Origin of the sequence: Kineococcus endophyticus (assembly GCF_040796495.1) — a bacterium.
Classification (GTDB): domain Bacteria; phylum Actinomycetota; class Actinomycetes; order Actinomycetales; family Kineococcaceae; genus Kineococcus; species Kineococcus endophyticus.
Map to the genome: position 1 here is coordinate 408414 of NZ_JBFNQN010000001.1, position 26198 is coordinate 434611.

The 26198-nt window shown below is 74.8% G+C and carries 20 protein-coding genes; 12 read left to right on the plus strand and 8 right to left on the minus strand.

What is annotated here, in order from left to right; translation table 11 throughout:
- The first annotated feature begins 56 nt into the window (after positions 1 to 56).
- From dnaE to AB1207_RS01985, 8 genes are all read left to right on the plus strand, one after another.
- On the plus strand, positions 57 to 3611 hold the full coding sequence (gene dnaE / locus AB1207_RS01950; RefSeq protein ID WP_367636080.1) for a DNA polymerase III subunit alpha: 3555 nt from the start codon (positions 57 to 59) through the stop codon (positions 3609 to 3611).
- Positions 3599 to 4102, plus strand: a complete 504-nt coding sequence (locus AB1207_RS01955) for a hypothetical protein (RefSeq protein WP_367636081.1) — start codon at positions 3599 to 3601, stop codon at positions 4100 to 4102. The genes dnaE and AB1207_RS01955 overlap by 13 nt, the downstream gene beginning before the upstream one ends.
- A gap of 219 nt (positions 4103 to 4321) precedes the next feature.
- A complete protein-coding gene (locus AB1207_RS01960; protein ID WP_367636082.1) occupies positions 4322 to 6379 on the plus strand; it encodes an alginate lyase family protein in 2058 nt (685 codons plus the stop codon).
- Positions 6380 to 6591: 212 nt separating this feature from the next.
- Positions 6592 to 7932 (plus strand): DUF1972 domain-containing protein, encoded by a 1341-nt coding sequence (locus AB1207_RS01965; RefSeq protein WP_367636083.1) that lies wholly within the window; start codon positions 6592 to 6594, stop codon positions 7930 to 7932.
- Positions 7929 to 8561, plus strand: coding sequence for a hypothetical protein (locus tag AB1207_RS01970; RefSeq protein ID WP_367636084.1), 633 nt, complete (start codon positions 7929 to 7931; stop codon positions 8559 to 8561). Before AB1207_RS01965 ends, AB1207_RS01970 begins: the two co-directional genes overlap by 4 nt.
- A gap of 49 nt (positions 8562 to 8610) precedes the next feature.
- Complete coding sequence (locus AB1207_RS01975; RefSeq protein WP_367636085.1) at positions 8611 to 10905, plus strand: fibronectin type III domain-containing protein; 2295 nt, start codon at positions 8611 to 8613, stop codon at positions 10903 to 10905.
- Complete coding sequence (locus tag AB1207_RS01980; RefSeq protein WP_367636086.1) at positions 10902 to 12089, plus strand: glycosyltransferase; 1188 nt, start codon at positions 10902 to 10904, stop codon at positions 12087 to 12089. The genes AB1207_RS01975 and AB1207_RS01980 overlap by 4 nt, the downstream gene beginning before the upstream one ends.
- A 5-nt stretch (positions 12090 to 12094) precedes the next feature.
- Positions 12095 to 13060 carry a glycosyltransferase family 2 protein gene (locus tag AB1207_RS01985; RefSeq protein ID WP_367636087.1) on the plus strand — a complete coding sequence of 322 codons (966 nt, stop codon included), beginning with the start codon at positions 12095 to 12097 and terminating at the stop codon, positions 13058 to 13060.
- Here AB1207_RS01985 and AB1207_RS01990 read toward each other — a convergent pair.
- Complete coding sequence (locus tag AB1207_RS01990; RefSeq protein ID WP_367636088.1) at positions 12966 to 14462, minus strand: hypothetical protein; 1497 nt, start codon at positions 14460 to 14462, stop codon at positions 12966 to 12968. The genes AB1207_RS01985 and AB1207_RS01990 overlap by 95 nt on opposite strands.
- A complete protein-coding gene (locus AB1207_RS01995) occupies positions 14459 to 15919 on the minus strand; it encodes a tyrosine-protein kinase domain-containing protein (protein ID WP_367636089.1) in 1461 nt (486 codons plus the stop codon). Before AB1207_RS01995 ends, AB1207_RS01990 begins: the two co-directional genes overlap by 4 nt.
- 168 nt (positions 15920 to 16087) lie before the next feature.
- Here AB1207_RS01995 and AB1207_RS02000 point away from each other — a divergent pair, with 168 nt between their 5' ends.
- The gene (locus tag AB1207_RS02000) at positions 16088 to 17398 is read left to right on the plus strand and encodes an oligosaccharide flippase family protein (RefSeq protein ID WP_367636090.1); all 1311 of its coding nucleotides are present in this window, start codon (positions 16088 to 16090) and stop codon (positions 17396 to 17398) included.
- A 4-nt stretch (positions 17399 to 17402) separates the two neighbouring features.
- A complete protein-coding gene (locus tag AB1207_RS02005) occupies positions 17403 to 18536 on the plus strand; it encodes a glycosyltransferase (protein WP_367636091.1) in 1134 nt (377 codons plus the stop codon).
- On the opposite strand, the gene AB1207_RS02010 is transcribed toward AB1207_RS02005, so the two are convergent.
- From AB1207_RS02010 to AB1207_RS02025, 4 genes are read right to left on the minus strand one after another with little or no spacing between them, the layout of a single operon-like run.
- Positions 18523 to 20097 carry a glycosyltransferase family 39 protein gene (locus AB1207_RS02010; RefSeq protein ID WP_367636092.1) on the minus strand — a complete coding sequence of 525 codons (1575 nt, stop codon included), beginning with the start codon at positions 20095 to 20097 and terminating at the stop codon, positions 18523 to 18525. The genes AB1207_RS02005 and AB1207_RS02010 overlap by 14 nt on opposite strands.
- Entirely contained in the window at positions 20094 to 21170 is a 1077-nt protein-coding gene (locus AB1207_RS02015; protein ID WP_367636093.1) for a glycosyltransferase family protein, read from the minus strand. Before AB1207_RS02015 ends, AB1207_RS02010 begins: the two co-directional genes overlap by 4 nt.
- A gap of 5 nt (positions 21171 to 21175) precedes the next feature.
- Positions 21176 to 21625, minus strand: coding sequence for an FAD synthase family protein (locus AB1207_RS02020; protein ID WP_367636156.1), 450 nt, complete (start codon positions 21623 to 21625; stop codon positions 21176 to 21178).
- 26 nt (positions 21626 to 21651) lie between these two features.
- Entirely contained in the window at positions 21652 to 22467 is an 816-nt protein-coding gene (locus tag AB1207_RS02025) for a CDP-alcohol phosphatidyltransferase family protein (protein WP_367636094.1), read from the minus strand.
- A 236-nt stretch (positions 22468 to 22703) separates the two neighbouring features.
- On the opposite strand from AB1207_RS02025, the gene AB1207_RS02030 reads away from it, so the two are divergent.
- Positions 22704 to 23729, plus strand: coding sequence for a glycosyltransferase family 2 protein (locus tag AB1207_RS02030; RefSeq protein ID WP_367636095.1), 1026 nt, complete (start codon positions 22704 to 22706; stop codon positions 23727 to 23729).
- Here AB1207_RS02030 and AB1207_RS02035 read toward each other — a convergent pair.
- Entirely contained in the window at positions 23680 to 24282 is a 603-nt protein-coding gene (locus AB1207_RS02035) for a dTDP-4-dehydrorhamnose 3,5-epimerase family protein (protein WP_367636096.1), read from the minus strand. The two genes, AB1207_RS02030 and AB1207_RS02035, sit on opposite strands and share 50 nt — an antisense overlap.
- A 120-nt stretch (positions 24283 to 24402) precedes the next feature.
- Here AB1207_RS02035 and rfbD point away from each other — a divergent pair, with 120 nt between their 5' ends.
- The gene (gene rfbD / locus AB1207_RS02040; RefSeq protein WP_367636097.1) at positions 24403 to 25317 is read left to right on the plus strand and encodes a dTDP-4-dehydrorhamnose reductase; all 915 of its coding nucleotides are present in this window, start codon (positions 24403 to 24405) and stop codon (positions 25315 to 25317) included.
- Here rfbD and rfbA read toward each other — a convergent pair.
- Positions 25310 to 26188, minus strand: a complete 879-nt coding sequence (rfbA, locus tag AB1207_RS02045; protein WP_367636098.1) for a glucose-1-phosphate thymidylyltransferase RfbA — start codon at positions 26186 to 26188, stop codon at positions 25310 to 25312. The two genes, rfbD and rfbA, sit on opposite strands and share 8 nt — an antisense overlap.
- Between the last annotated feature and the right edge of the window lie 10 nt (positions 26189 to 26198).

The following is a 26198-nucleotide window of genomic DNA, read 5'->3' on the forward strand; positions in this document are numbered from 1 at the left end:
GCACGACCCCGCACCTCGGCCACCCCGCCGCCGCACCCACCAGGAGGCCCGCCCCCATGGCGTCCCCGTCCTCGTCAGCGGACTCGTTCGTCCACCTGCACGTCCACACCGAGTACTCGATGCTGGACGGCGCGGCCAAGGTGGACGACCTCTTCCGGACCGCCGCCGAGATGGGCATGCCCGCCGTCGCGACGACCGACCACGGCTTCGTCTTCGGGGCCTACGACTTCTGGAAGACGGCGAAGAAGCACGGGGTCAAGCCGATCATCGGCGTCGAGGCGTACCTCACGCCGGGGACGGCGCGCCAGGACAAGACGCGCGTGAAGTGGGGCGACCCCAACGGCCGCTCGGGGGACGACGTCTCGGGTGCGGGGTCCTACACCCACATGACGATGCTGGCCGAGAACACGACCGGTATGCACAACCTGTTCAAGATGAGCAGCCTGGCGAGCCTGGAGGGCTTCCTCTACAAGCCCCGCATGGACCGCGAGCTGCTCTCGCAGTACTCCTCCGGGCTCATCGCCACGACGGGCTGCCCGTCGGGGGAGGTGCAGACGCGGCTGCGCCTGGGCCAGTACGACGAGGCCCGCAAGGCAGCGGCCGAGTACCGCGACATCTTCGGCAAGGACAACTTCTTCTGCGAGCTGATGGACCACGGCCTCGACATCGAGCGCCGCGTCCAGGACGACCTGCTCAAGCTCGCCAAGGACCTCGACCTGCCGCTGCTGGCCACGAACGACCTGCACTACACCCACGCCGGCGACGCGGCGGCGCACGCGGCCCTGCTGTGCGTGCAGTCCGGCTCGACGCTGGCCGACCCCAAGCGCTTCAAGTTCGACGCCGACGAGTTCTACCTCAAGAGCCCCGCGGAGATGCGGCACGTCTGGCGCGACCACCCCGAGGCCTGCGACAACACGCTGCTCATCGCCGAGCGCTGCGAGGTCGAGTTCACCGAGTCCACCGGCGCGTACATGCCGCGCTTCCCCTGCCCGCCGGGGGAGGACGAGGAGAGCTGGTTCGTCAAGGAGGTCTGGTCGGGCCTGGCCCACCGCTACGAGGGGCAGATCCCCGACGACGTCCGCAAGCAGGCCGACTACGAGATCGAGGTCATCACCTCCAAGGGGTACGCGGGGTACTTCCTCGTCGTCGCCGACTTCATCAACTGGTCGAAGGAGAACGGCATCCGGGTGGGTCCGGGCCGTGGGTCCGGCGCGGGGTCGATGGCCGCGTACGCCATGAAGATCACCGACCTCGACCCGCTGCGGCACGGCCTGTTCTTCGAGCGGTTCCTCAACCCCGAGCGCATGTCGATGCCCGACTTCGACGTCGACTTCGACGAGCGCCGGCGCGGTGAGGTCATCCAGTACGTCGTCGAGAAGTACGGCACCGACCGCGTCGCCCAGATCGTCACCTACGGCACGATCAAGGCCAAGCAGGCCGTCAAGGACTCCTCGCGCGTCCTCGGCTTCCCCTTCTCGATGGGGGACCGGATCACCAAGACGATGCCCCCGGCCGTCATGGGCAAGGACATCCCGCTCTCGGGCATCTTCGACCCCAACCACAAGCGGTACTCCGAGGCCGGGGAGTTCCGCGAGCTGTACAAGTCCGACCCGGAGGTCGTGAAGGTCGTCGACACCGCGCGGGGCCTGGAGGGCCTGAAGCGGCAGTGGGGCGTGCACGCGGCCGGCGTCATCATGTCGAGCGAGCCGCTGATCGACCTCATCCCGATCATGAAGCGCGAGGCCGACGGCGCGATCATCACGCAGTTCGACTACCCGACGTGCGAGACGCTCGGGCTGGTCAAGATGGACTTCCTCGGCCTGCGGAACCTGACGATCCTCGACGACGCGCTGAAGAACGTCGTCGCCAACGGCAAGGACGAGGTCGACCTCGAGAAGCTCGACCTCGACGACCAGGCGACGTTCGACCTGCTCGGCCGGGGCGACACGCTCGGCGTCTTCCAGTTCGACGGCGGCCCCATGCGGTCGCTGCTGCGCCTCATGCGCCCGGACAACTTCGAGGACATCTCCGCCGTCGGCGCGCTCTACCGCCCCGGTCCGATGGGGGCCGGGTCGCACACCGCGTACGCCCGGCGCAAGAACGGCCAGGAGCCGATCACCCCGATCCACCCCGAGCTCGAGGAACCCCTGAAGGAGATCCTCGGCACGACCTACGGCCTGATCGTGTACCAGGAGCAGGTCATGTCGATCGCGCAGAAGGTCGCCGGGTACTCCCTCGGCAGCGCCGACCTGCTGCGCCGCGCGATGGGCAAGAAGAAGCGCGAGGTCCTCGACGCCGAGTACGTGGGCTTCGAGAAGGGCATGCTGGACAACGGGTTCAGCAAGGAGTGCGTCAAGGCGCTGTGGGACATCCTCGTCCCGTTCTCCGACTACGCCTTCAACAAGGCCCACTCCGCGGCCTACGGCCTCGTCTCCTACTGGACGGCCTACCTCAAGGCCAACTACCCGGCCGAGTACATGGCCGCGGTGCTCACCTCGGTGCGCGACGACAAGGACAAGTCGGCGCTGTACCTCAACGAGTGCCGCCGCATGGGCATCAAGGTGCTCCCGCCGGACGTCAACGAGTCGAGCGCGAACTTCACGGCCGTCGGCACCGACATCCGCTTCGGCCTCACCGCCATCCGCAACGTGGGCGCCAACGTCGTCGACGCCATCGTGGAGGCGCGCACCGAGAAGGACCGCTACGAGTCCTTCCAGGACTTCCTCACCAAGGTGCCGGCCGTCGTCTGCAACAAGCGGACGATCGAGTCGCTCATCAAGGCGGGCGCGTTCGACTCCCTCGGGCACCGGCGCCGCGCGCTCGTCGCCAAGCACGAGGACGCCGTCGACGCCGTCGTGGACGTCAAGCGCAACGAGGCCATCGGCCAGTTCGACCTCTTCGCCGGCCTCGGCGGCGGGGACGACGGCGGCGGCACGGGGTTCGAGGTCGTCATCCCCGACGTGCCGGAGTGGGAGAAGGCCGAACTGCTGGCCCACGAGCGCCAGATGCTCGGCCTGTACGTCTCCGACCACCCGCTCTTCGGGCTGGAACGGTTGCTGCAGAACGCCTCCGACGTGTCGATCTCGGCGCTGCTGGAGGACGAGTCCCGTCCCGACGGCTCGAACATCACCATCGCCGGCATGATCACCGGCCTGCAGCGCAAGACGACCAAGCAGGGCAACTACTGGGCGATCGTCACCGTCGAGGACCTCGCCGGCGCGATCGAGTGCCTGTTCTTCCCGCAGGCCTACATGGACGTCGCCCAGCTGCTCGCCGAGGACCTGGTCGTCGTGGTGAAGGGCCGGCTCAACCGTCGCGACGAGGTTCCCACGATCTACGCCTCCGGCCTGAGCGTGCCGGACATCTCCAGCACCGACGGCGTGCCCGTCACGGTGACCCTGCCGACGGCGCGCTGCACGACCGGCATCGTCGAGCAGCTCAAGACCGTGCTCGAGACGCACAAGGGGTCCACCGAGGTCCGGCTGCGGCTGACGAAGAACGGGGGCGGCAACGGCACCCTGATGCGGCTGGACGACTCCCTGCGCGTGACGCCCAGCCCCGCGCTGTTCGGTGACCTGAAGCAGCTGCTCGGCGCCTCGTGCCTCGGCTGAGCCGGCCGCCGGTCGGGCAGTCCCCGACCGGTGACCTGCCGGGGACCCGCCGGACGGGGTTCGTGCTGCTCTTCGGCCAGGCCGTGGCCGGTGTCGTCGTCGGGGTGCTGTGGTGGCTGCTCACGCGACGCCCGACGGCCCTGCTGGTGGGCGAACCGCTCGTGACGTCCACGTCGCAGTTCCCCATCGCCCGCGACGGGGTGTTCAGCGTCCTGACGGGGCTCGTGGGCCTGGTGGCGGCGGTCGTCGTCCTGCGGCGGGGACGGCAGGCGCCGGTCACGGTGCTGGTCGCCGCGCTGGCCGGGGCGCTGGCGTCCAGCCTGCTGGCGGCCGGGACGGGCAGCGCCCTGCCCCCCGCGCAGGCGGACCAGGCGGCCCACGTCACGCTGTCGGCCTGGGTCGCGGTCCTCGTGCAACCGTTCGTCGTCTCGGTGGTTGTGGCTCTGGTCACACTGGCCGACGTGCTGGCCCGGTGGACCCGCACCCCGTGACCCCGGCCCGGTTCCACCCGTTCGGCGCAGTCACGACCGGGTGGCGATGAGGTCGCACCCCAGGTCACACGCTGTGTAGCCGTCCTCCGGGACGCTGCGCCGGACGGCGCGCCGAACCGTGACGGTCGGTGAGATCTCGGGGGTCCGGGTGCGCTCCGGAGACGGGGCGGCGCCGGTGGTCGGCTCAAGGGGATCTGGTGCGGGCCCGATCCCTACATCGTGACCCCCTCCACGATCGTTACGAAGCCCTCCCGTCGCCTCGTCGCTGCCCTCGGCGTCGTGGCCGCCACCTGCACCTTCCTCGTGACCGCCGGCGAGACCGCCGGCGCCGCCACCGCCGCGAGCGCCCAGAGCGCCACCCAGACCACCAGCAAGGTCGTCGCCAAGGACACGTTCGCCGGCGCCAGCCGCGCCGTCGGCAACGCCGAGATCGGTGGCCGCTGGGCCGTCCAGTCGCCGGCGGGCCGCACGGTCTCCACCGGTGGCAACCAGCTGACCTTCCCCTCGGTGCCCAAGGGCGGCAGCTTCGCCGCGCTGCTCCCGGCGGTCGCCGCGGCCGACGTGTCCGTCACCCACGGCGTCAAGCTGCCCACGGTGGGCGCGGCCAAGATCGGCCTCTACGAGACCACCGAGCTGCGCCGCCAGTCCGACGGCGACCGGTACGGCACGACCCTGACGATCGGTGCCGGCGGGGCCCTCACGCTCAGCGCTGACCGCGTCGTGGACGGTCGCTCCACCCAGCTGCAGAAGACCGCGCTCAAGGTGAAGGCGAGCTCGGGGTCCTGGCTCAACGTCGAGACCAAGGTCTCCGGGACCTCGCCCGTCACGGTCCAGGCCCGCGTGTGGGGTTCGGGTCAGCCGACCCCGGACTGGCAGGTCGTCGCCAAGGACACCAGCGGGTCCGCCGTCAAGAAGGCCGGCGCCGTCGGTGTCAACGGGTACCTCTCGAACAGCGGCACCCCGACCACCGTGTCGCTCAACAGCTTCCAGGCCGTGGCGACGACCACGGCGGCCGCCCCCGCGGCTCCCGCGCCGGCTCCCACGACCACCGCCAAGCCGCGCCCGACGGCCCCGACGCCCACCCCCACGGCGACGACGAACCCGCCCAAGCCCACCCAGCAGCCCACCTCCCCGTCGACGCCGGGTCTGCCGACCCTGCAGAGCGTGACGACCAACGGCTTCGTCCACCCGGGCATCCTCAACGGGACGACCACCCTCGAGGCCGCCCGTGCCGCGGCGCTGGCCGGGAAGTCCCCGCAGAAGCCGGCCTTCGACAAGATGAAGGGCAGCCGCTTCGCGAGCCTGTCCTGGACGCCGCACCCCACCGCCTACGTCGGCTGCGGCTCCTACAACGTCGTCGACGAGGGGTGCACCGAGGAGACCGACGACGCCCAGGCGGCGTACACCCACGCGCTCATGTGGTACTTCACCGGGGACCAGCGCCACGCCGACAAGGCCAAGCAGATCCTCAACGCCTACTCCGGCACCCTGAAGGACCACAAGTTCGACACCAAGGTCTACAAGAACGGTCTGCTGCAGGCCGGTTGGGCCGGGCAGACGTTCACCAAGGCCGCCGAGCTGATCCGCTACAGCGGTGCCGGGTGGAGCACCTCGGACGTCGCCCGCTTCGAGACCATGCTGAAGACCGCCTTCCTGCCCCGCGTCATCAACGGGTGGACCTGGACCTCGGCGAACTGGCAGCTGACGATGGCCGAGGCGACGATGAACATCGGCGTCTTCACCAACGACCGGGCGACCTGGGAGAACGGCGTCGGCGACTGGCGCAACCACGTCAAGGGCTCGTTCTACCTGGCCTCCGACGGCAGCAAGCCGAACTTCCCGGCGAACACGATCATGAAGGACAGCAACTACCTCGACTACTGGTCGAACCCCAAGCAGTACGTCTCCGGCCTCGCGGCCGAGACCTGCCGTGACGCGTCCCACACCGCGATGGGTCTGGCCTCCGCGCTGGACGCGGCCGAGACCGCCCGCATCCAGGGCCTGGACCTGTACGGCGAGCAGCGCACCCGCCTCGTGACGGCCATGGAGTACAACCTCAAGTTCGTCAACGACCCGTCGGCCTCCGGTTGGGTCTGCCCCAAGCCGCTGAACCTCGGCGGCACCGGCTACAAGCTGACGTTCGCGTTGGGCTACAACGCCTACGCCACCCGTGGTGGGGTCTCCATGCCCCAGACGAAGGAGTTCCTCAGCACGGTCAGCCCGACCGGCAGCGGCATCTTCATGAACTGGGAGACGCTGACGCACTCGGCCGGCTGAGGCCGGGCGGCGCACCGCGCGCCGGACGAGGAGACGATCGAGGGACACCGCCGACGCCCCGGGACCGACAGGTCCCGGGGCGTCGTGCGTTCGCGGCCGACGACGCGCCGCGACACGCGGAAACTTCTAGCAGACCCTCCCGCCACCCCCACCTTCGGGCTATCGTCATCACTCCGCGTACAGGGGTGGTCGCGGATGGGGGGAACAACTCGATGACCAGTCACGCCCGCGGGCCGTCGGACGACGGCTTGCGCATCGCTCTGCTCGGGACCCGAGGGGTCCCTGCACGCTACGGGGGCTTCGAGACCTGCGTCGAGGAGGTCGGCTCCCGGCTCGTCGAGCGCGGGCACCGCGTCGTCGTCTACGGCGCCCGTCCCGACGGGTCCGCAGACGCCTCGCCGGGGCGCGAGCACCGGGGCATGGAGCTCGTCCCGCTGCCCGCCGTGCGCCGCCGCTCGCTGGAGACCCTGAGCCGCTCGGCGCTCGCCGTCGGCCACCTGACGGCCACGCAGCGGGGCCGCCGCCGGGGCGGGGGACGCGCGGGAGCACCCGCCGTCGACGCCGCGATCGTCTTCAACGCCGCGAACGCGCCCTTCCTGCCGGTGCTGCGGGCCGCCGGGGTCCCCGTCGCGACCCACGTCGACGGCCTGGAGTGGAAGCGCGCCAAGTGGGGCCCGGTCGGGCAGCGCTACTACCGCTGGGCGGAGGCCTTCGCCGTCCGGCACTCCGACGCGCTCATCGCCGACGCCCAGGGGATCGCGGACCACTACCGGGCCCGCTTCGACGCCGACACGACCCTCATCCGCTACGGGGCACCCGTCGTCGAGGGCGGGGGCGATGCGCGCCAGCTGGCGACGATGGGGCTGACCCCCGGGGGCTACCACCTCGTCGTCGCCCGCTTCGAGCCGGAGAACCACGTGGACGTCGTCGTCGAGGGGTACGTGGCCTCCCGGGCCCGCAAGCCGCTCGTCGTCGTGGGATCCGCCCCCTACTCCGACGCCTACACGGCGCGGGTGCGGGCCCTGGCCGACCACCGCGTCCGGCTCGTCGGCGGGATCTGGGACCAGGACCTCCTCGACCAGCTGTACGCCGGGGCCTCGACGTACCTGCACGGCCACAGCGTCGGCGGCACGAACCCGTCGCTGCTGCGGGCCATCGGCGCCGGGACGGCCGTCGACGCCTTCGACGTCGACTTCAACCGCGAGGTCCTGGGGGCCGCCGGCACCTACTGGACGACGGCCGCGGACGTCACCGAGGCGGTCGAGGCCGCCGAGGCGGACGAGGGACGGGTGCGCGACCGGGGCCGGGCCAGCCGGTTCCGTGCGGCGAACTACGACTGGGACGACGTCGCCGACGGCTACGAGGACCTGTGCCTGCGGCTGGCCGGCCGGCCGTCGCCCGTCCGGGACGGCCGCAGTGCCGCCGTCCTCGACCTCGGCGCGGCGGCGCTGGGCCACGAGCGCCACGACCTCGTCGTCGACCTCGACCTCAGGGCCCTGGAGGCCGACGACCCCGAGTACTCAGAACCCCGAGCGCGCTGGAGCAGCCGGTGAACGCCACGCAGCACCCCCGTCGTCCCGGGCGCAGGTCCGGACCGGCCGGCCTGGCGGTGGCCGCCCTGTGCCTGGCGACCCTCGCCGCCTGCTCCGCTCCCCGCAGCACGTCGACGAGCCTGGCCGGCGCGGAGTCGACCACGTCCGGTCCGGCGGCGACCGCGACGTCCCCGGCGCCCACCGACGGGACCGGTGAGTCGCCGGGACCGGAGGAGGCGGCGACGGCGGACGTCATCGGCACCCGCACGCTGGCCCCGGTGCCCGTGCGGGCCCCCGCCCGCTTCAGCGAGGGCCTGACCGTCACGGTCACGTCGGTGCGCGAGGCGCAGGTCACCGCCGTCTACCCCGGCGAGGTCAGCGGTCCGGGGATGGTCGTGCAGCTGACGTTCACGAACCTCTCGCCCGACCCGGTCGACCTCGACGGTGTGCGGGTCAACGCCTCCCGGCCGGACGGCTCGCCCGCCACGGCGATGGAGGGCCCGCCGTACGCGGCACCCACGGGGGTCCTGGACCTCGGGGCCTCGGCCGGCGCCACCTTCGTGTACGCGATCCCCCAGGGCACCGCTCGCTCCATGACGCTCGAGATCACCTCGGTGAGCTCGGCCGACACCGTCACCGTCGACGTCTGATCCCGACCGCCACGAACGTCGCCGACGAGGCGGCAGCAGGGGAGTACAGATGAACAGCCTCGGCGCACGGACGCCCCACCGCGTCCTGCTCGCCGCGCTGGCCGCGCTCGTCGTCGCACTGGCGGTCGCCGGTGGACCGGCGACGGGTCGCGACCGCGCGCTCGCGGCGGACGGGAACCAGACGACGCCGCCCACGGTGACCGCCGACGTGCTGCCCACCGTGCAGATCGACGGCGTCGTGTGGGCGCAGACGACGATCGGGAACACCGTGTACGTGACGGGCCGGTTCTCCAGCGCCCGGCCCGCCGGCGCGCCCGCGGGCACGGGGGAGACCCCCCGCAGCAACATCCTCGCCTACGACCTCGTGACGGGGAACCTCATCACGACCTTCAACGCCTCGCTGAACGCCGACGGTCTGGGCATCACGTCGTCCCCGGACGGGTCCCGCGTCTACGTCGTCGGCAACTTCACGAAGGCCAACGGGGACAACAGGTACCGCATCGCCGCCCTGGACGCCAAGACCGGGGCGCTGGTCCCGGGGTTCAACCCGCAGGTCGACTACCGCGCCCGCGCCGTCGTCGCGACCGGGGACACCGTCTACGTCGGCGGGCAGTTCTCCGTGGCGAACAAGACGGCCCGCAGCCGTCTCGCCGCGTTCTCCGCCTCGAACGGTGCCCTGCTGCCCTGGGCCCCGGCCGCCGACAACGAGGTGTTCGGGCTCGTCGTGCCCACGAGCGGTTCCGTCGTCGTGGCCGGCCGGTTCACGACGCTGAACGACGAGCCGAACTACGGCATGGGCGCGCTGGACCCCGTCACCGGGGCGACCCGTCCGTGGGCCGCCACGGGAACCGTCCGCAACGCGGGGACCGACTCCGCCATCTACTCCCTGGCCACCGACGGCGCGACCGTCTACGGCACGGGCTACCAGTACAAGTCCGGTGGCGTGGGGAACCTCGAGGGCAGCTTCGCCGCCGACGGCACCACCGGCGCGATCCGCTGGGTCGCCGGCTGCAACGGCGACACCTACTCCGTCAAGCCGATCGGCGGCGTCGTCTACACCGCCGGCCACGCCCACGACTGCTCGCCCCTCGGCGGCTGGCCGCAGACCCAGCCCTGGACCTACCAGCGGGCGGTCGCGACCACCGCGGACGCGCGGGGCAAGAACCAGGGGGGCACCTTCTCCGGGAAACCCGCGCCCGCGCTGCTGAACTGGTGGCCCACGCTCGAGGTCGGCACCTTCACCGGCCAGGTCCAGGCGGCGTGGTCGGTGACGGGCAACGACAGCTACGTCTCCTACGGGGGTGAGTTCCCGAAGGTGAACAACGTGGCGCAGCAGGGCATCGTGCGGATGGCGGTGCGGACGATCGCCCCGAACCGGGAGGGCCCCCGCTACCAGGCCGACTTCGCCCCCACGCTGACCTCGACGAGCTCCGGGACGGTGCGCGTCAGCTGGCAGACGACGTGGGACCCGGAGACCCGCGACCTGCGGTACCGCGTCGTGCGCGACGGCCAGACGGACACCCCCGTCGGCACGGTGACGGTGGGTTCCACCTGGTGGAGCCGGCCCACCGCTCAGTTCGTGGACACCGGGCTCGCCCCCGGGTCGACCCACACGTACCGCGTCTACGCCGACGACGCCGACGGGAACTCGACGAACTCCACGCTCGGCACCGTCACGGTCAGCACGAACACCGATCCGGTCGTCCTCGCGGGCGACTCCTTCTCCCGCACCGTGACCGGTGGGTGGGGCAGCGCGAGCCCGGGCGGGTCCTGGAGCCTGACGGGTGGCACCTCGAACTTCCGCGTCGCCTCCGGGGCGGGGCAGATGACCTCCGCGCGGAACGCGACCACGACCGCCGTGCTGGGGTCGGTCCGCGGTACGGCGACGGACACGACCGTCACCACCTGGGCCGACCAGGTGCCGACGGCCGGGGGCGTGGTCCTCACGGCGTTCGGCCGCCGCGTCGGCACGAACGACGACTACCGCGCGGCGGTCCGCCAGGTGGCCGGTCAGCCGGTCACCCTGACGCTCACGCGCAAGGTCGGCGGCACCCAGACCACGCTGGCCTCCCTCGCCGTGCCGGGGCTGGTCGGCACCTCAGGCGCCAAGCTGCGCGTGCGCACGCAGGTCACCGGGACGAACCCCACGGTCGTGCGGGCGAAGGTGTGGCCGGCGGGGACCACCGAACCCGCTGACTGGCAGGTCTCCGCGACGGACGCGACGGCGGCCCTGCAGGTGCCCGGTTCGCCGGCGTTGTCGACGTACCTGTCCAGCGGGGCGGCGAGCACCTCGGTGCGCGCCTCGTACGACGACCTGACGGTCACCGACGGCGGGCAGGGGTGAGCGGGCGCCCCCTGCGCGTCCTGCTCGTCCACCCCGGGGCCGGGCTCTACGGCTCCGACCGCATGCTCCTCGAGGCCGTCCGGGCGGTCGTCGCGGCCGGTTCCCGGGCGCTGCTCGTCGTCGGAGAGGACGGACCGCTCGTCGAGCTGGCCCGGCGGGCGGGCGCGCGGGTGCTCGTGCGGCCGGTGCCGGTGCTGCGCAAGTCCGCGCTCTCGCCGCGCGGGCTGCTCGGCCTGACGGGTCGGTCCGCCGTGTCCGCCGCCCGGGACGGCGCGCTGCTGCGCCGGCTGCGGCCGGACGTCGTCTACGTCAGCACCCTCACGGTGCCGACGTGGGTGCTCCTGGCCCGCGCCCACGGGGTCCCCGTGGTCTGCCACGTCCACGAGGCCGAGGCGCAGGCGAGCGCCCTGGTGCAGCGGGCGCTGGCGGCGCCGCTGCTCGCCGCGACCCGCCTGCTCGTCAACAGCGAGTACTCCCGCACCGTGCTCACCCGGTCCTGGCCGGTGCTGGCCGCGCGGTCCGGGGTCCTGCCCAACGGGGTCCAGGGGCCGGCCGGACCGGTCCCGCCCCCTCCGGCCGGGGGGCCGATCCGGCTGCTGTACGTCGGCCGCCTCTCGCGCCGCAAGGGGGTCCTCGTCGCCCTCGACGCGTTCGCGCGGGTGCTCGCCGACGGGCTCGACGCCCACCTCGACCTCGTCGGCGACGTCTTCGGCGAGCACGCCGACTTCGGGGCAGAACTCGCCGACCGGTTGCGCGACAGCGTGTTCGAGGGCCGCGTCACCGTCCACGGCTTCGACCCGGACGTCTACGCCCACCTCGCCCGGACCGACCTGCTGCTCGTGCCGTCCGTGCTCCCCGAACCGTTCGGCAACACCGCCGTGGAGGGCGTGCTGGCCGGCCGTCCCGTGCTCGTGAGCGACGTCGGCGGCCTGCCCGAGGCGGTGGCCGGTGTGCCCAGCGCCCGGCTCGTGCCGGCCGGGGACGCGGTCGCCCTGGCCCGCGCCCTGGTGGACGCGGCCGCGGCGCTGCCGGACCTGCAGGAGCGCGCCGCGGAGCACGCGCCGGTGGCGGCCCGACGGTTCGCCCCCGAGCGCTACCGGGCGGGCGTCGTCGAGGGCCTCCAGAGCGCGATCCCGGCGCGGTCCCGGCGGTGGCCCGGTGAGCGCCCGGTGAACGGCCGGTGAACGGCGTGACCACCCCGGGGGGCCTGGGGATCGTCGTCGTCAACTACGGCGACCCCGCCGTCCTCGAGCGGCACCTCCTGCGCCACGACCTGCGCTCCCTGGGCCGCATCGTCGTCGTCGACAACTTCTCCTCGGCCGCGTACCGGGACGCCGTCGACGCGCTGTGCCGGCGCCGCGGCCTCGACGCCGTCCTGCGACCGGCCAACGACGGCTTCGGCGCCGGGGTGAACGCCGGGGCGGCGCACGCCCTCGCCGCGGGCTGCGACGCGCTGCTCGTCGTCAACCCCGACCTCCGGCTGGACCCCGCGGTCGCCGCGGCCCTGCACGCGGAGGTCCGGGCCCACCCGTCCCGGCTCGTCGCGCCGCGCATCGTCCGCGAGGACGGCCGGCTGTGGTTCGACGGTGCGGAGGTCTCGCTGCGCACCGGTCGGACCGCCCGCACCGGCCGCCTCACCGGGCCCGACCTGGTGCCGTGGCTGACGGGGGCGTGCCTGGCGGTGCACCGCGACCTGTGGGAGACGGTGGGCGGGTTCGCGCCGGAGTACTTCCTCTACTGGGAGGACGTGGACCTCAGCCTGCGCGTCCAGCGGGCGGGCGGGGAGGTCGCCGTGCGCCGGGACCTGCTCGCCGTCCACGCCGTGGGCGGCACCCAGGCCGGCCGGCACAAGTCCCCGGTGTACGTGGAGTTCCACTGCCGCAACCGGTTGCTGTTCGCCCGGCGCCACCTCGGCGTGCGCGCGGCGTTGCGGCAGGCGCTGGACGCACCGCGGTACGCCGCGGAGGTGCTGCGCCGGGACGGCTGGCGCCGGCTGCTCACCGACCGGGCGCCGGTCCGGGCCGCCGTCCGGGGGACGCTGGCCGGCTGGGCGGTCGCGCTCAGCCCGCGACGCCGGTCGGGGTCCGCTGCGGTGCGGCCGACCGGGCGCCCGACGTCGTCCCCGCCGTCCTCGACAGCCGTCCCGACGACCTGAGGGGCGGGTCGGGGCGCGCCTGGAGGGCCAGGGCCAGCGCCAGGACGACCTCCGGCAGGTTGGAGTACATCGGGCCGACCGCCAGGTCCCACAGCGCACGCAGCCCCAGCAGCACCACGAGGGCCGAGGCCGTGCCGGCGGCCACCCGCGTCAGGAGCGCGTGCACGATCAGCAGCCCGAGCAGGAGGGCGAACGCGACGCCGACCCAGCCGAAGTTCGACCAGGCGTCGGCCACGGTCGAGTGCAGCCGGAACTGCCCGCCGAACATGTAGTTGTCGACGTACCCGTTGTCCGGGCCGAGGCCGACGGTCGCCAGACCCTCGCGGGCGACGACGACGTCGTGCGGGCTCGGCACCGCTCCGGGGCCGAAGCCGGCGGGCGTGTCCTGCATGAGCCGCAGCGTCCCGGCCCACTCCGGCCGGCCTCCGGCCAGCAGCGATCCCGCGGCCCGGACCTGCGCCTCCGAGCGCAGCTGCAGCTCCCGGCCCAGCACTCCGGACAGCAGCAGCTGCTCCGCGCCGCGGTAGAGGGCGGCCCCGGCGAGCGCGAGCAGCGCGCCCGTGGCCAGCCAGGGGGCCACGGGCGCGCGGCCCGGCCGCCGCCGGACGCGCCGGCCTGCCCGCACCAGCTGCCAGCCGACGACGACCGCGGTCAGGGCGGTGAACCCGAAGAAGCTGCGGTAGTCGCGGACCACGCTCACGGCGCCCAGCCCGACGAGCGCGAGGAGGACCACGACGGACCCGGTCGGGCCCGGGACGCGCTGGGCGACCGCGAGCACGAGCAGTGTGACCGGCAGTGCCAGCTGGTACTTCCAGGCGTTCGGCGAACCGGGCACGTGCGGCAGGGCCGCGAGCAGCACCCCGGCCCCGTAGCCCAGGGCCACGGTCTCCACCCGCAGGAACCCCCGGCACCACAGGACGAAGCCCAGGCCCAGCACGAGCGCGAGCGTCCGGGTGCAGGTGGCGACCGTGAACCGGAGCTCGACGGCGTGCGCGTCGGGCAGCGCGACGAGCAGCAGGCCCGCGGCGACCGAGGCGAGGGCCAGCACCAGGACGGCCCGCGCCCCCGGGAAGCGGGCCAGCGACCCGGCCCACACGGGCAGCAGCCCGGCCGCGAGGACGCCCGCCGTGGGCAGGACGTTGCCCAGGGTCACGTCCGCCCCCAGCACCGCCAGCCCCGCGAGGGCGACCAGGCGCAGGGCGAGCAGCTCGCGGGGCGTCGGCCCGGTCCGCTGCGGGGTGCCCGAGCGGTCCGACGCCCGCCACCAGGCGAGCAACGTCGTGGGGTGGACGCCGGCGAGGGTGCCGACGTGCCGGCACGCCTGCCGCGTCGTGGCGCCGCCGTCGAGCTCGGCGCGCACCTGGCGCAGCAGGTGGTCGTGCGCGCCGGGAGCGCGGCTCACCGGCGGCCGGACCGGACCCGGGGCCGCTCGGTCGGGGCGTCCAGGGAGCCCGGCGGGTCCAGGCGCACGGTGGGGGTCGCGAGGTCGGTCGTCCGGCGGGTGCGACCGGACCGGTGCCCGCGCCGTCGCGAGTGGTCCAGGACGACGCCGAGGACGGTGGCCCGCACCATCTCCAGGTCGCGCAGCGCCTCGGCCAGCTCACGGCGGCGGGTGGCCGGGCTCTCGGCGACCAGGGCGACCCCGTCCACCCGGGCCGCCAGCACGGCGGCGTCGGTGGCCTCCAGGACGGGCGGCGCGGTGATGAGGACGACGTCGAACTGGGTCCGCAGGTCGGCGAGGATCCGCTGCAGCGCAGCCGACCCGACGAGCTGGTCGGTGGTCTCGGCCATCGCCTCGGCCAGTTCCCCGCGCAGGGTGCCCGCCGGCAGCACAGCCGGTCCGTCGAGCTCGCTGCGGCGCAGGGCGGCGGCGACCGGCAGCCCGTCGACGAGGACGTCGACGAGCCCGGGCCCGGAGCCGAGCCCCAGCGTGCGGGCCAGCACCGGCGAGCGCAGGTCGGCCTCGAGCAGCAGCACCCGCGTCTCGTGGTCGGCCACCGCCCGCGCCAGCTCCAGCGCCAGGTCCGGTGCCCCGTCCCCGGCCGCGGAGGCCAGGACGACCTGCTGCGCCGACCCGTCGGCGGCGAGGAAGCGCAGGTTGGCCCGCAGCCGCCGGACGGCCTGCGTCCGGTCCCCGCGGGCCGCAGCGCGCCCAGAACCCCGCTGCCGGCGGGTCCTGCCGCGCCGGCGCACCGCGTCGCGGGGCGGGACGGCCGCCAGGACGGGCACGTCGCTGACGTCGAGGACGTCGTCGGCGTCGCGGACGCGGGTGTCGAGGACCTCGCGCGCCACGACGAACCCGACGACGAGCAGCAGGCCCAGGACCGCGCCGATCCCGGCGTCCAGCCGGCGGTCCGGCGAGAACGGCACTCGCGGGGCGGTGGCCGGGGTCACCGTCGTCACCTCGATGGCGGTGGTCCCGCGCGGGGACAGCGACTCCGTGGCGTCGGCGAGCTGGTCCCCGACGGCGTTGGCGATGGCGGCCGCGGACGCGCCGCTGCCGGCGACGGCCGTGATGTCGAGGAGCACGGTGTCCTGCTGGGACTCCACGCTGACCCGGTCGGCGAGGTCGCCGGGCGTGGTGTCGAGCCCGAGCTGGTCGACGACGGGCTGCAGGACCGTCGGTGTCGTGGCCAGGCGGACGTAGGACTGGACGAGGCTGCGCGTGTAGGAGGACCCCTGCGCGAGCTCGCCGATCGACTGCCCCTGGCCGGGGGAGAGGTAGACGCTCGCGGTCGCCCGGTACTGCGGTTCGGTGCGGAAGCTCGCGCCGTAGCCCAGGGTCCCGCCGACGGCGAAGCACAGCAGCAGCGCCAGCCAGGACCGTCGCAGCAGTGCGAGGTACGCGAACAGGTCCACGGGTCCCCTTCCCTGGCCGTCGCCCTCCGCAGTCGGGCGACTGCAAATATAGGTGCCTCACCCGGGGGAGGAGCACATTCGGTGAGGAGTGTTCTACGTGCTGCCAGAGCGCGGGGGTCAAAGGTCGGCAGGAGGGTCGGCGGAGGGGACGCCGCGACGTGGCGGTCGGTGGGTCGCAGCGCCGGCGCCAAGCTCCTGGTCATGGGGGTCTCGGGCCTCGTCTCGATCGTCTCGATCCGCCTCGTGCTCGGGCACTACGGCGTGGAGGCGTACGCCCAGTACGGCCTGCTGGTCTCGATCGCCGCGCTGCTGCCGTTCGCCGACCTCGGCATGGGCGCGGCCGTCCTCAACAGCGTCGCGGGCTCGGACGACCCCGCCCGGGACGACCACGTGCGGCGCACCCTGGTCGGCGTCTACCGCGTCGTCGCGCTCTCGGGTCTCCTGCTCGCCGCGGTCGGCGTCCTCGTCACGCTCGCCGGCGGCTGGCCCGTCCTCCTGGGGGACGGGCTGCTGCCGGGGTCCGGGCCCGCGGCGGCCCTGGCCTGCGTCGTCCTGTTCTGCCTGACGCTGCCGCTCGCGGTGGGCCAGCGGATCCTCACGGCCCTAGGCCGCAACCACGTGCGCATCCTCGTCCAGGGCCTGGCCTCGCCGATCTTCGCGACGACCGTCGCCGTCCTCGTCCTCACCGGAGGAGGTCGCGGGGGCGGGTACCTCGCGGCCTTCTCCTACGCCGGCGGCGCGCTCATCGCCGCCGTCGGCTCCGTCGTCGCGTTCCGCTCCCTGCCCGGGCTGGCCCGCCGCGTCCTCCACGACGTGTGGCGCGTCCGGTCCGTCCGCGGCGCGCCCGTCCTCGGCGTGGCCGGCCCCTGGCTCGTCCTGACCCTGGCGCTGCCGGTGGCCATGCAGACCGACCGCCTCCTGCTCAGCCACCTGTCGACCCCGACCGACCTCGCCGAGTACGGCCTGGGGTTCTCGCTGTTCTCCCTGCTGTCCCAGACGGTCAGCGCGGCCGGGGTCGCGCTCTGGCCGGTCTTCGCGCGCGCCCGCAGCACCGGGGAGGTCCGGTCCCCGTTCGGGATGGCCGCCGCCTTCGGGGTGGGCGCGGCGTTCGCCGCCGCCGTCCTGGCGCTGCTGCTGCCCTGGGTCGTCCCGGTCGTCAGCGACGGGGCCGTCCGGCTCGACGGGTGGCTCACCGGTGGGCTCGTGGCGCTCGTCGTGGTGCAGGCGGCGAACTACCCGCTGGGGATGTACATGACCGACGCCGCGGGCCTGCGCTTCCAGGTGCCGCCCGTGCTGCTCATGGTCCCGCTCAACCTCGGCCTGTCCTGGTGGCTGACGCTGCAGGTGGGCGCCGGGGGGCCCGTCGTCGGGTCGGCCGTCGCGGTCGCCCTGTGCCAGCTGGCCCCCGGCGTCTTCTACGTCGGGCGGGACCTGCGGCGGCGCAGGGCCTCCCGGGCGGAGCTGCTGCCGCTACCGTGAGCCGGTGGACGGCGTCGCGGCGCAGGGCGGTCCGGGCGGGGGCGCGGGCGGCCGGGCCCGGGTCTACCGGACCCTGCGCTCCGCCCACCTCGAGCAGGCCCTGCAGCTCGCCCCTGCCCTCGTCGTGCACCGGCAGCGGCGCTACGACTTCGACGAGACCCTCGCCGCCCGGCTCGACGTCGTGCAGGCCGGTCCCTGGGCCGCGGCCCTCCTCCTGCTGCGCCGCGGCGTCCGCCAGGTCGAGGTCAACGAACCCCTCATGCGCGGCGCCGTCCGCGACACCGCCCGCACCGTCGCCGCGCTGCGCCTGGTCGGGGCGCTCACCGGCCGTCGGGTCCAGGTCGTCGCGTACGGCATCGAGAACCTCGACCCCTACGCCGCGCCGCTGCCCTCCCCGCGGTGGCGCGCCGCCGCGGCGCGGGACCTGGACCGGCGCCTGAGCCGCTTCGTGTGGCGACGGCTCGACCGGTTCGCCAGCGGCACCGCCGCCGCCCGCGACCTGTACGCCGCGACCCTCCCCGCCACGCGCGCCGCACAGCGCCTCGTCCCCGCCGTCCCCGCGCCGTGCGACTGCCCACCGCAGGACCGGCCGGCCGGGCGGGTGCTCTTCCTCGGCGCGTTCTCCGAGCGCAAGGGGTTCGCTGACCTGCGGCGGGCCTGGCCCGGTGTCACGGCGACGTGCCCGCACGCCCGGCTGCAGCTCGTGGGGCAGGGGGCGATGCTCGCCGAGGCCGAGCGGTGGGCGGCGCAGGACCCCACCGTCGAACTCCTCCTCGACCCGCCCCGCACGCGCGTCCACGAGGAGCTGCGCCGCGCCGCCGTCCTCGTCCTGCCGTCCCGGCGGACGGTCCGCTGGCGGGAGCAGGTCGGCCGTCCCCTCGTCGAGGGGCTGGCCCACGGGTGCACCGTGGTCACCACGACCGAGACCGGTCTCGCCCCCTGGCTGGCCGAGCACGGCCACACCGTCCTCGCACCGGACCGCGTCGACCCGCCGGCCGACGGGCTGACGACGGCGCTCGCGGACGCGGTCCGGGCGGGCCGGTCCGCGGCGGCGGTCCTGGCCGACCTGCCCGTGCGCGACGGACGGCTGGCGGCGGACGACTGGCTCTTCGAGGACGCGGGGCTCACCCGCGGGTGAACTCCACGACCTCGTCGAGGGGTCCGGACCACCGGCCGGCGACGACGTAGCCCGCCTGCGCCAGGGTCTCGTCATCGGCGGCGACCGTCGCGTCGGTGGGCCGGCGCACCACCCAGACGGTGTCGTGGGCCGCCAGGTCCGCCGTGGCGGCGGCCAGCGGACGCGACCGCCCGGTCAGGTCGCCGGCGGCCGCGGGGGTGCGGGTCAGGGTCAGGTCCTCCAGGCCGGCGAAGCACCGCGGGTAGGCCACCGAGACGTTGCGCGTCGTGAGCGTCACCGTGCCGTCGACGGGTGGGCGCCGGGCGCCGAAGTACACGGCGTCGCCGGGGGATGCGCTGCGGCACAGGTGCTCGGCCGCCTGCGCCCAGTCCGAGGCGTCCTTGGCGTGCGGGGTGCGCTGGGAGGCCAGGACCGGCGCCGCGAGCAGGACCGCGAGCCCGGCGACCAGGAGCCGCCGGCGACCGGGCAGGGCCGCCAGGCCGCAGCCCAGCAGCACGGCGAGGGCCGGCGCGCTGAAGGCGAAGTAGCGGGGGTTGTACAGGGGACCGGCGCTCGCGGGGACGGCGAGCGCCGCGAGGACGACGAGCCCGCAGGGCACGAGCAGCCACGGCAGGCACCACCGGGCCACCGGCCCCGCCGCCGTCGACCGGGCCAGCGCGACGGCCACGAGAGCCCACCCGAGGGCGGCGAGCGCGACGGCCGCCGGCTGCCACCACGACCAGCTCCCGCCCGTGACGCCCGACCCGGCGCCCGAGCCGGCCGTCGGCGTCTCACCGAGGAAGAACTGGTCCACGACGACCCGGCGGGCGAGCGCCAGCGGACCCGGCGCCGACCCGCCGAGCTGACCGCCCTGGCTGCGCACGAGGAGGACGACGGGCGCCGACACCAGCCCGGCGGCACCCGCCGCCACCGCCCAGGGGAGGCGGCGGCGGGCCGGGACGTCGCGCAGCAGCAGGACGGTCGCCCCGTGGGCCACCAGCAGGAGCAGCAGGTAGACGTCGACCACGACCCCGACGGCCGCGACGAGCGCGTACCCCGCCCACCAGCGCACCCGGGAGCCCCGGGGGGCGCCCAGGGCCCGGACCAGGAGCACCGTGGCCCAGACGGCCAGTGCCGTCGCGACGGCCGTGGGGCGCGCCTCGGTGCCGGACCAGGCCGTGCGCGGCAGCAGGGTGCAGACCGTCGCCGCGAGCAGGGCCGTCGAGGAGGACCCCGTCAGGCGTCGGGTGAGGACGAGCACGCCGACGGCGCCCGCGCCGACCGCCACGGCGCTGGGCAGCCGCAGCGCGAGGGGGCTGGTGCCCGCGACCTGGGTCCAGACGTGCATGGCCGCGTAGTAGAGGCCGTGCACCGCGTCGAGGTGCTGCAGCATCCGCCACAGGTCCGCCGGCGAGCGCTGGGCGGCGCTGAGCGTGGCCGCTTCGTCGGTCCACAGCGAGGGCCGCCAGGACCCGAGGGCGACGACGACGGTCGCGAGGAGGCCGACGAGGGGCAGCAGGACGGCGTCGCGCGGGCCGCGCCGCAGGGCGGGCCGGGCCTCCTCGCGGGTCGGGGCGCTCATGCCCGACCCGCGCCGACGGGGGTCCCGGCGTCGGTGGGGTCGTCGGCGCGGTGGCCGGCGGCCCGGTGGTAGAGCTCGGCGTGCGCGCGGCCCAGGACGTCCCAGTCCCGGGCCGACAGGTCCGGCCGCTCGGCCCGCGCCCCCGTGCGCACGCCGGCCCGCACGGCGGCCAGGGCGGCCGCGAGGTCCCCGGCGGACAGGTCGCCCTCGTAGACGTGGACCCACCCCGGCCCCACCTCCGCGGCGCGGTCGGCGGCCGCGGGGCCGGCCGGCAGCAGGACGGGCCGGTCCAGGGACAGCGCCAGCAGCTGCGCCCCGGAGCCACCGCGCGGGGCGTAGGGCAGGACGACCAGTTCGGCGGCCGTCACGGCCAGCACCAGTTCGTCGTCCCCGACGTGGCGCAGGTCGAGGCGGACCCGCGGGTCGGCCGCGGCGGCCCGGCGCACGCGGCCGGCGAGGTCGGCGTCGGGGGCCGGGCCGAGGACGTGCAGGCTCGCCTCGCCGGGGACTCCGGCGAACGCGGTGAGCAGCGCCTCGACGCCCTTGTACGGCCGCAGCAGACCGGGGTGGACGAGGCGGCCGGGCACCGGCGCCGCCCGCGGGGCGTCGCGGTGGTGCGCCCGGTAGTCCCCGTGCGGCACGACCACGGCGGTCGAGCGGGGGCAGACCGCGCCGACGGTGCGGGTCGTCAGGTGCACGGTGAGCGTCGTGGCCGCGTCGAGCCGGCGCAGCAGGAAGCGCTCGACCGGACCCCCGTCCTCGTGGGGGGAGGGGTTGTGCACCGTGCGGACGACGGGCGTCCGCCGGGCCCGCACCCGGGCCAGCAGGAGGCCGGTCCCCAGGGCCCGCAGGGCGCGCCCGGACCGGCGGCGGCTGCGCAGCAGGAGTTCGGGCCAGTGGACGTGCAGGACGTCGTGGTTCCCCAGCAGCGCCTCCCGCCAGGAGAACGTCCGCACGTCGACACCGGAGCCACCGCCGGCCGGCAACGATCCCAGGAACGCGGTCAGGTAGGGGTTCGAGGTGGGCCGGGGGGTCCGGAACGACTGCAGGACCACGGGTCTGCGGGGTCCCACGGGTCTCAGCCGTTCGTCTCGATGAACTGCCGCAGCAGCGTCGACGTCGTCCCGTGCGTGTAGGGGAAGTAGACGACCCGGGCGCCGACGGCGGCCATGCTCGCCTCCAGCACGGCGCCCTTCGGGGTTCCGCGCCAGTCGTCGCCCTTGAACAGGACGTCGAAGTGCAGGCGCTGCCACATGGGCATCTTGTCGCTCGTGCAGTCGTCGACGACGACCCGGTCCACGAGGCTCAGGCTCTCGAGGATCTCCAGCCGTTCGACCAGCGGGATCACGGGGCGGCGGCCCTTGGTGGCGGCCAGCACCTCGTCGGTCACGGCGCCCACGACGAGTTCGTCGCAGGACTGCCGGGCCCGCCGCAGGATGTTCAGGTGCCCGACGTGGAACAGGTCCCACGCGCCCGGGACGTACCCGGTCGTGGGGCGCGAGCCGGGTTCCCCCGCGGGGGTCCGCAGGTCGAGGGTGCGGCCGGGACCGGCGCTCACGACGGGGTCCCGTCGAGTGCGGCGACCTGCCGGTACCAGGCGACCATCGAGGCGGCGGTGACGAGGGTGAAACCGATCGCCAGCGCCCCGTAGACCCAGCCGAAGACGGCCGGCAGACCCGACAGGGCCGCCACCACGCACAGCACGCCGTAGTCGACGGGGACCGAGGCGAGGGAGCGGAGCGTGGAGTGCTGCCGCGCCTCGCCGACGGCGACCGTCGCCTGGCCGTCGCGCGTCCCGGCGCGCCGGCGCAGGTGGTCGTTGAGGACGATCGTGAAGAACCAGGTGCAGGAGACCGCGCTGAAGAGCAGCGGCAGCAGGAGCCACGCCTCCGGCCGGGGGTCCCAGCCGCGGTAGGCCGCGACGAGCACGGCGAGGTGGACGGTCGCGGTCTTCGCGGCGTCCACGACGTGGTCGAGCCACTCCCCGGCGCTGGACCCGCCCCCGCGCAGCCGCGCGAGCTGGCCGTCGGCGGCGTCGAGGGCGTACCCGAGCACGAGCAGGGCCGCGACGACGAGGCCGGTCCACCAGGCCGGGGGCAGCAGCGCGAGCGCGGCGATGCCCGCAGCGGTGCTCAGCCCGGAGAGGACGGTCACCTGGTTCGGGGCGAGGCCGAGGACGTGGGCGGCGGCCGCGAGCCGCCGGCCGAGGGGGCGGTTGACGAAGCGGGAGTAGGCGGGTGCGCCCTGGGCGCTCTTCTGGGCCCCGGACAGCCGGCGCACGGCGTCGGCGTAGCGCGGTCGGCCCGCGAGCGTGGGGACGTCCGTCCCCTGGTGCCGGGAGTCCTCCCGGGTCGTCCCTCCGGCGTTCACGTGCGGCCCCCCCCGGGTCCTCGTGGTGCGTGTGGTCCAGACTGCCATGCTGGTCACGCTGCGTGTACGAATTGCTAGACATCGTGGTGACGGTGCGTTCCCACGGGTGAGATGGTTACCGATCGACGAACTGCGGAGAGAGACGGACGGTACACGTTGTGCAGTCGGCAGGGGAGTCCGCGGACGTCACGAAACGCGATCCTGGTGCAGCGCACGGTGACCGACGGTCCGGCGGCGTGTCGCGGACGGTCGTCGCCGTCCTGACGTACCGCCGGCCCGGGGACCTCGCCGAGCTGTTGCCCCGGCTGCGCGCGCAGGCCGCCGCCGCGCACCCGCCGGCCGACGTCCTCGTCGTCGACAACGACCCCGCCGCCTCCGCGCGCGAGCTCGTCGAGCAGGCCGCCGCCACCCCGGGCGCACCCGTCCGGCACGTCCACGAACCACGCCCCGGCATCGCGGCCGCCCGCAACCGGGCCCTGGCGGAGGCCGACGTCCCCGGTGTCCCGGGTGTCCCGCCCGCCGACCTCCTCGTCTTCCTCGACGACGACGAGCGCCCGGCCGACGGGTGGCTCGACGCACTGCTCGCCGAGCACCGGCGCAACGCCCCGTCCGGCCACCTCGCCGGGGTCGTGGGCCCGGTCGTCTCCACCTTCGAAGGCCCCCTCGACCCGTGGATCGCGGCGGGCGGCTTCTTCGCCCGGCGCCGGCTGCCGACGGGCACCGTCGTGGAGGTCGCCGCGACGAACAACCTCCTGCTGGACCTGCGGGTCCTGCGCGGTGCCGAGGTCGACCTGCCGACGGCCTTCGACGAGCGGTTCGGCCTCAGCGGCGGGTCCGACACCCTCTTCACGCGCTCGCTCACCGCGGCCGGTCTGCGGCTCGTCTGGTGCGACGAGGCGCTCGTCACCGACGTCGTCCCGGCGGCGCGGGCCACCCGGGAGTGGGTGCTGCGCAGGGCGTTGCGCAGCGGGAACAGCTGGTCGCGGACGTCGCTGGCGCTTCCCGGACGCCCCGCGCGGCGGTGGGCGCTGCGCGCCCGGCTGAGCCTGGCCGGGGTCCTGCGCGCCGGGGCCGGTGGGGCCGGGGTCGCGGCGGGGACGGTGCTGCGCCGGCCCCGCTGGCACGCCCGCGGGGCCAAGGCCGCGGCCCGCGGGATCGGGATGGCGGGCGGAGCCTTCGGGTGGACGTACGCCGAGTACGCCCGGGGCGGGGTCACCGCAGCGCCGCGCACGCCTCCCACGACGGCAGGGTCCCCGCCCTGAGCGCCTCCTGCAGGGAGGGGGCGGCGCGGTCCTTGTCCGACAGCCGCAGCTCCAGCGGCGCGCCGTCGCGCCCGGTGGTGGGCCAGACCAGGGCGAGGTCGGGGTCGAAGGGGTCCACGCCGTGCTCGCGGCCGGGGGCGTACCCCGTGGAGCACAGGTAGACGACGGTCGAGGCCTCGGCGAGGGCGAGGAACGCGTGCCCGACCCCCTCGGGCAGGAAGACGGCGCGGCGGTCGACGTCGTCGAGCAGGACGGAGGCCGAGCGGCCGAAGGCGGGGGAGCCGACCCGCAGGTCGACGACGACGTCGAGGACCGCCCCGCTCGGGCAGAAGACGTGCTTGGCCTGCCCCGGTGGCACGTCCGCGTAGTGGACCCCCCGCAGCACGCCGGCCGCCGAGACCGAGCAGTTCGCCTGCGCGAGGGTCAGGTCGCGCCCGGTCGCGGCCCGCAGGTCCTCGGCGCGGAACCACTCCAGGAAGGTCCCCCGGTCGTCGTCGTGCTGCGTCGGGCTGAGGACGAGGGCGCCCGGGACGGCCAGTTCTTCCACGTGCACGCTGTGACTCCTCGGTTCCGCAGAGTTCCTCCCGGTCAGCAAGAGCTGCACCGGGTCAGATGACGCTCAGTATGCTGGGCGGTGCACAGGACTCTAGAAATTCGTCACAGGGGGTAGCGCATGCGCTGGGTGGTGACCGGGGCGGGCGGCCTGCTGGCCCCCGACGTCGTGCGGGCCGTGCGCCGCGCCGACCCCACCGCCGAGGTCGTCCCCCTGCGCCGCGCCGACCTCGACGTGCTGGACGCCCCGCGCGCCCGCGAGGTCCTCGCCGGGGCCGACGTCGTCGTCAACTGCGCCGCCTGGACGGCCGTCGACCTCGCCGAGTCCGACGAGGCCGCGGCCCACGCCGTCAACGCCGACGGGGCCGGGACGCTGGCCCGGGCCACCGCCGCGGCCGGAGCGCGCCTCGTGCACCTGTCCACCGACTACGTCTTCGACGGGGGTTTCGACGGGGCGCTCGACGGGGGCCCGGAGGCCCGGCGCCCGTACCGCGTCGAGGACCCGACGGGGCCCGTGTCCGCGTACGGGCGCAGCAAGCTCGCGGGGGAGGAGGCCGTCCGGGCCGAGGGCGGTGACGCGCTCGTCGTCCGGACCGCCTGGCTGTACGGCGCGGCCGGCGGCTGCTTCCCCCGGACCGTCCTGCGGCTGGCGCGCGAACGCGGCGCGCTGTCCGGCGTCGACGACCAGTGGGGGGCGCCCACGTGGACCGCCGACGTCGCCCGGGTCGTCGTGGACCTCGTGGCCGCCCGGGCCCCGGCCGGGACGTACCACGCGACCGCGGCCGGCCGCACGACGTGGTGCGCGGTCGCCCGCGACGTGCTGGCGAGCGCGGGCCTGGCCGACGTCCCCGTGCGCGCGGTCACCAGTGCGGAGTTCCCGACCGCGGCCCGGCGGCCGGAGTTCTCCGTGCTCGACACCGACGGGTTGCGCCGCGTCGGCGTCGAACCCCCGGCGGACTGGAGGGCGCGGTGGGCGCTCGCCGCCCCCGAGGTCCTCGAGGCGGCGGGGGCGCCCGCGGCCGGCGCCCTCAGGTGAGGGGTCGGGGACGGTCCAGCAGGCCCAGGAGGTAGTCGCCATACCCGCTCTTGGACAGTTCCGCGGCGCGGGCGCGCAGGTCCGCGTCGTCGATCCACCCCTGCAGCCAGGCGACCTCCTCGGGGCACCCGATCTTCAGGCCCTGGCGCGACTCCAGCGTCCCGACGAAGTTGCTGGCGGCGAGCATCTGGTCGAACGTGCCCGTGTCGAGCCACGCGGTCCCGCGGGGCAGGACCTCGACGTGCAACCGCCCGCGGCGCAGGTACTCCAGGTGCACGTCGGTGATCTCGAGCTCACCGCGGGCCGAGGGACGCAGACCCCGGGCGATGCCGACGACGTCGGCGTCGTAGAAGTACAGCCCCGGGACGGCGTAGCTGCTGCGCGGTCGTGCGGGTTTCTCCTCCAACCCCACGACGCGCCCCGCGGCGTCGAACTCCACCGTCCCGTAGGCGCTGGGGTCGCGGACCTGGTAGGCGAAGATCGTCGCACCCTCGACGCCGGTGAACCGGGCGAGCTGCTGACCCAGTCCCGGGCCGTAGAACACGTTGTCCCCCAGCACGAGAGCGGCCTGGCCGCCGTCGAGGAACTCCTCCCCGATGAGGAACGCCTGGGCCAGACCGCCGGGTTCGGGCTGCTCGGCGTAGGACAGCTGCAGCCCGAACCGGGAACCGTCGCCGAGCAGCCGGCGGAACTGGGGTGCGTCCTGGGGGGTCGTGACGACGAGGATCTCGCGGATGCCGGCGAGCATGAGCGTCGTCAGCGGGTAGTAGACCATCGGCTTGTCGTAGACGGCGAGCAACTGCTTGCTCGTCGCCTGCGTGATGGGGTGCAGGCGCGTGCCCGAACCCCCGGCCAGGATGATCCCCCTCATGCGGCGTGAT

Coding starts and splice junctions, on each gene's coding strand:
- dnaE (WP_367636080.1), top strand. CDS start 57: ATGGCGTCCCCGTCCTCGTCAGCGGACTCGTTCGTCCACCTGCACGTC.
- AB1207_RS01965 (WP_367636083.1), top strand. CDS start 6,592: ATGACCAGTCACGCCCGCGGGCCGTCGGACGACGGCTTGCGCATCGCT.
- AB1207_RS01975 (WP_367636085.1), top strand. CDS start 8,611: ATGAACAGCCTCGGCGCACGGACGCCCCACCGCGTCCTGCTCGCCGCG.
- AB1207_RS02010 (WP_367636092.1), bottom strand. CDS start 20,097: ATGAGCGCCCCGACCCGCGAGGAGGCCCGGCCCGCCCTGCGGCGCGGC.
- rfbD (WP_367636097.1), top strand. CDS start 24,403: ATGCGCTGGGTGGTGACCGGGGCGGGCGGCCTGCTGGCCCCCGACGTC.
- rfbA (WP_367636098.1), bottom strand. CDS start 26,188: ATGAGGGGGATCATCCTGGCCGGGGGTTCGGGCACGCGCCTGCACCCC.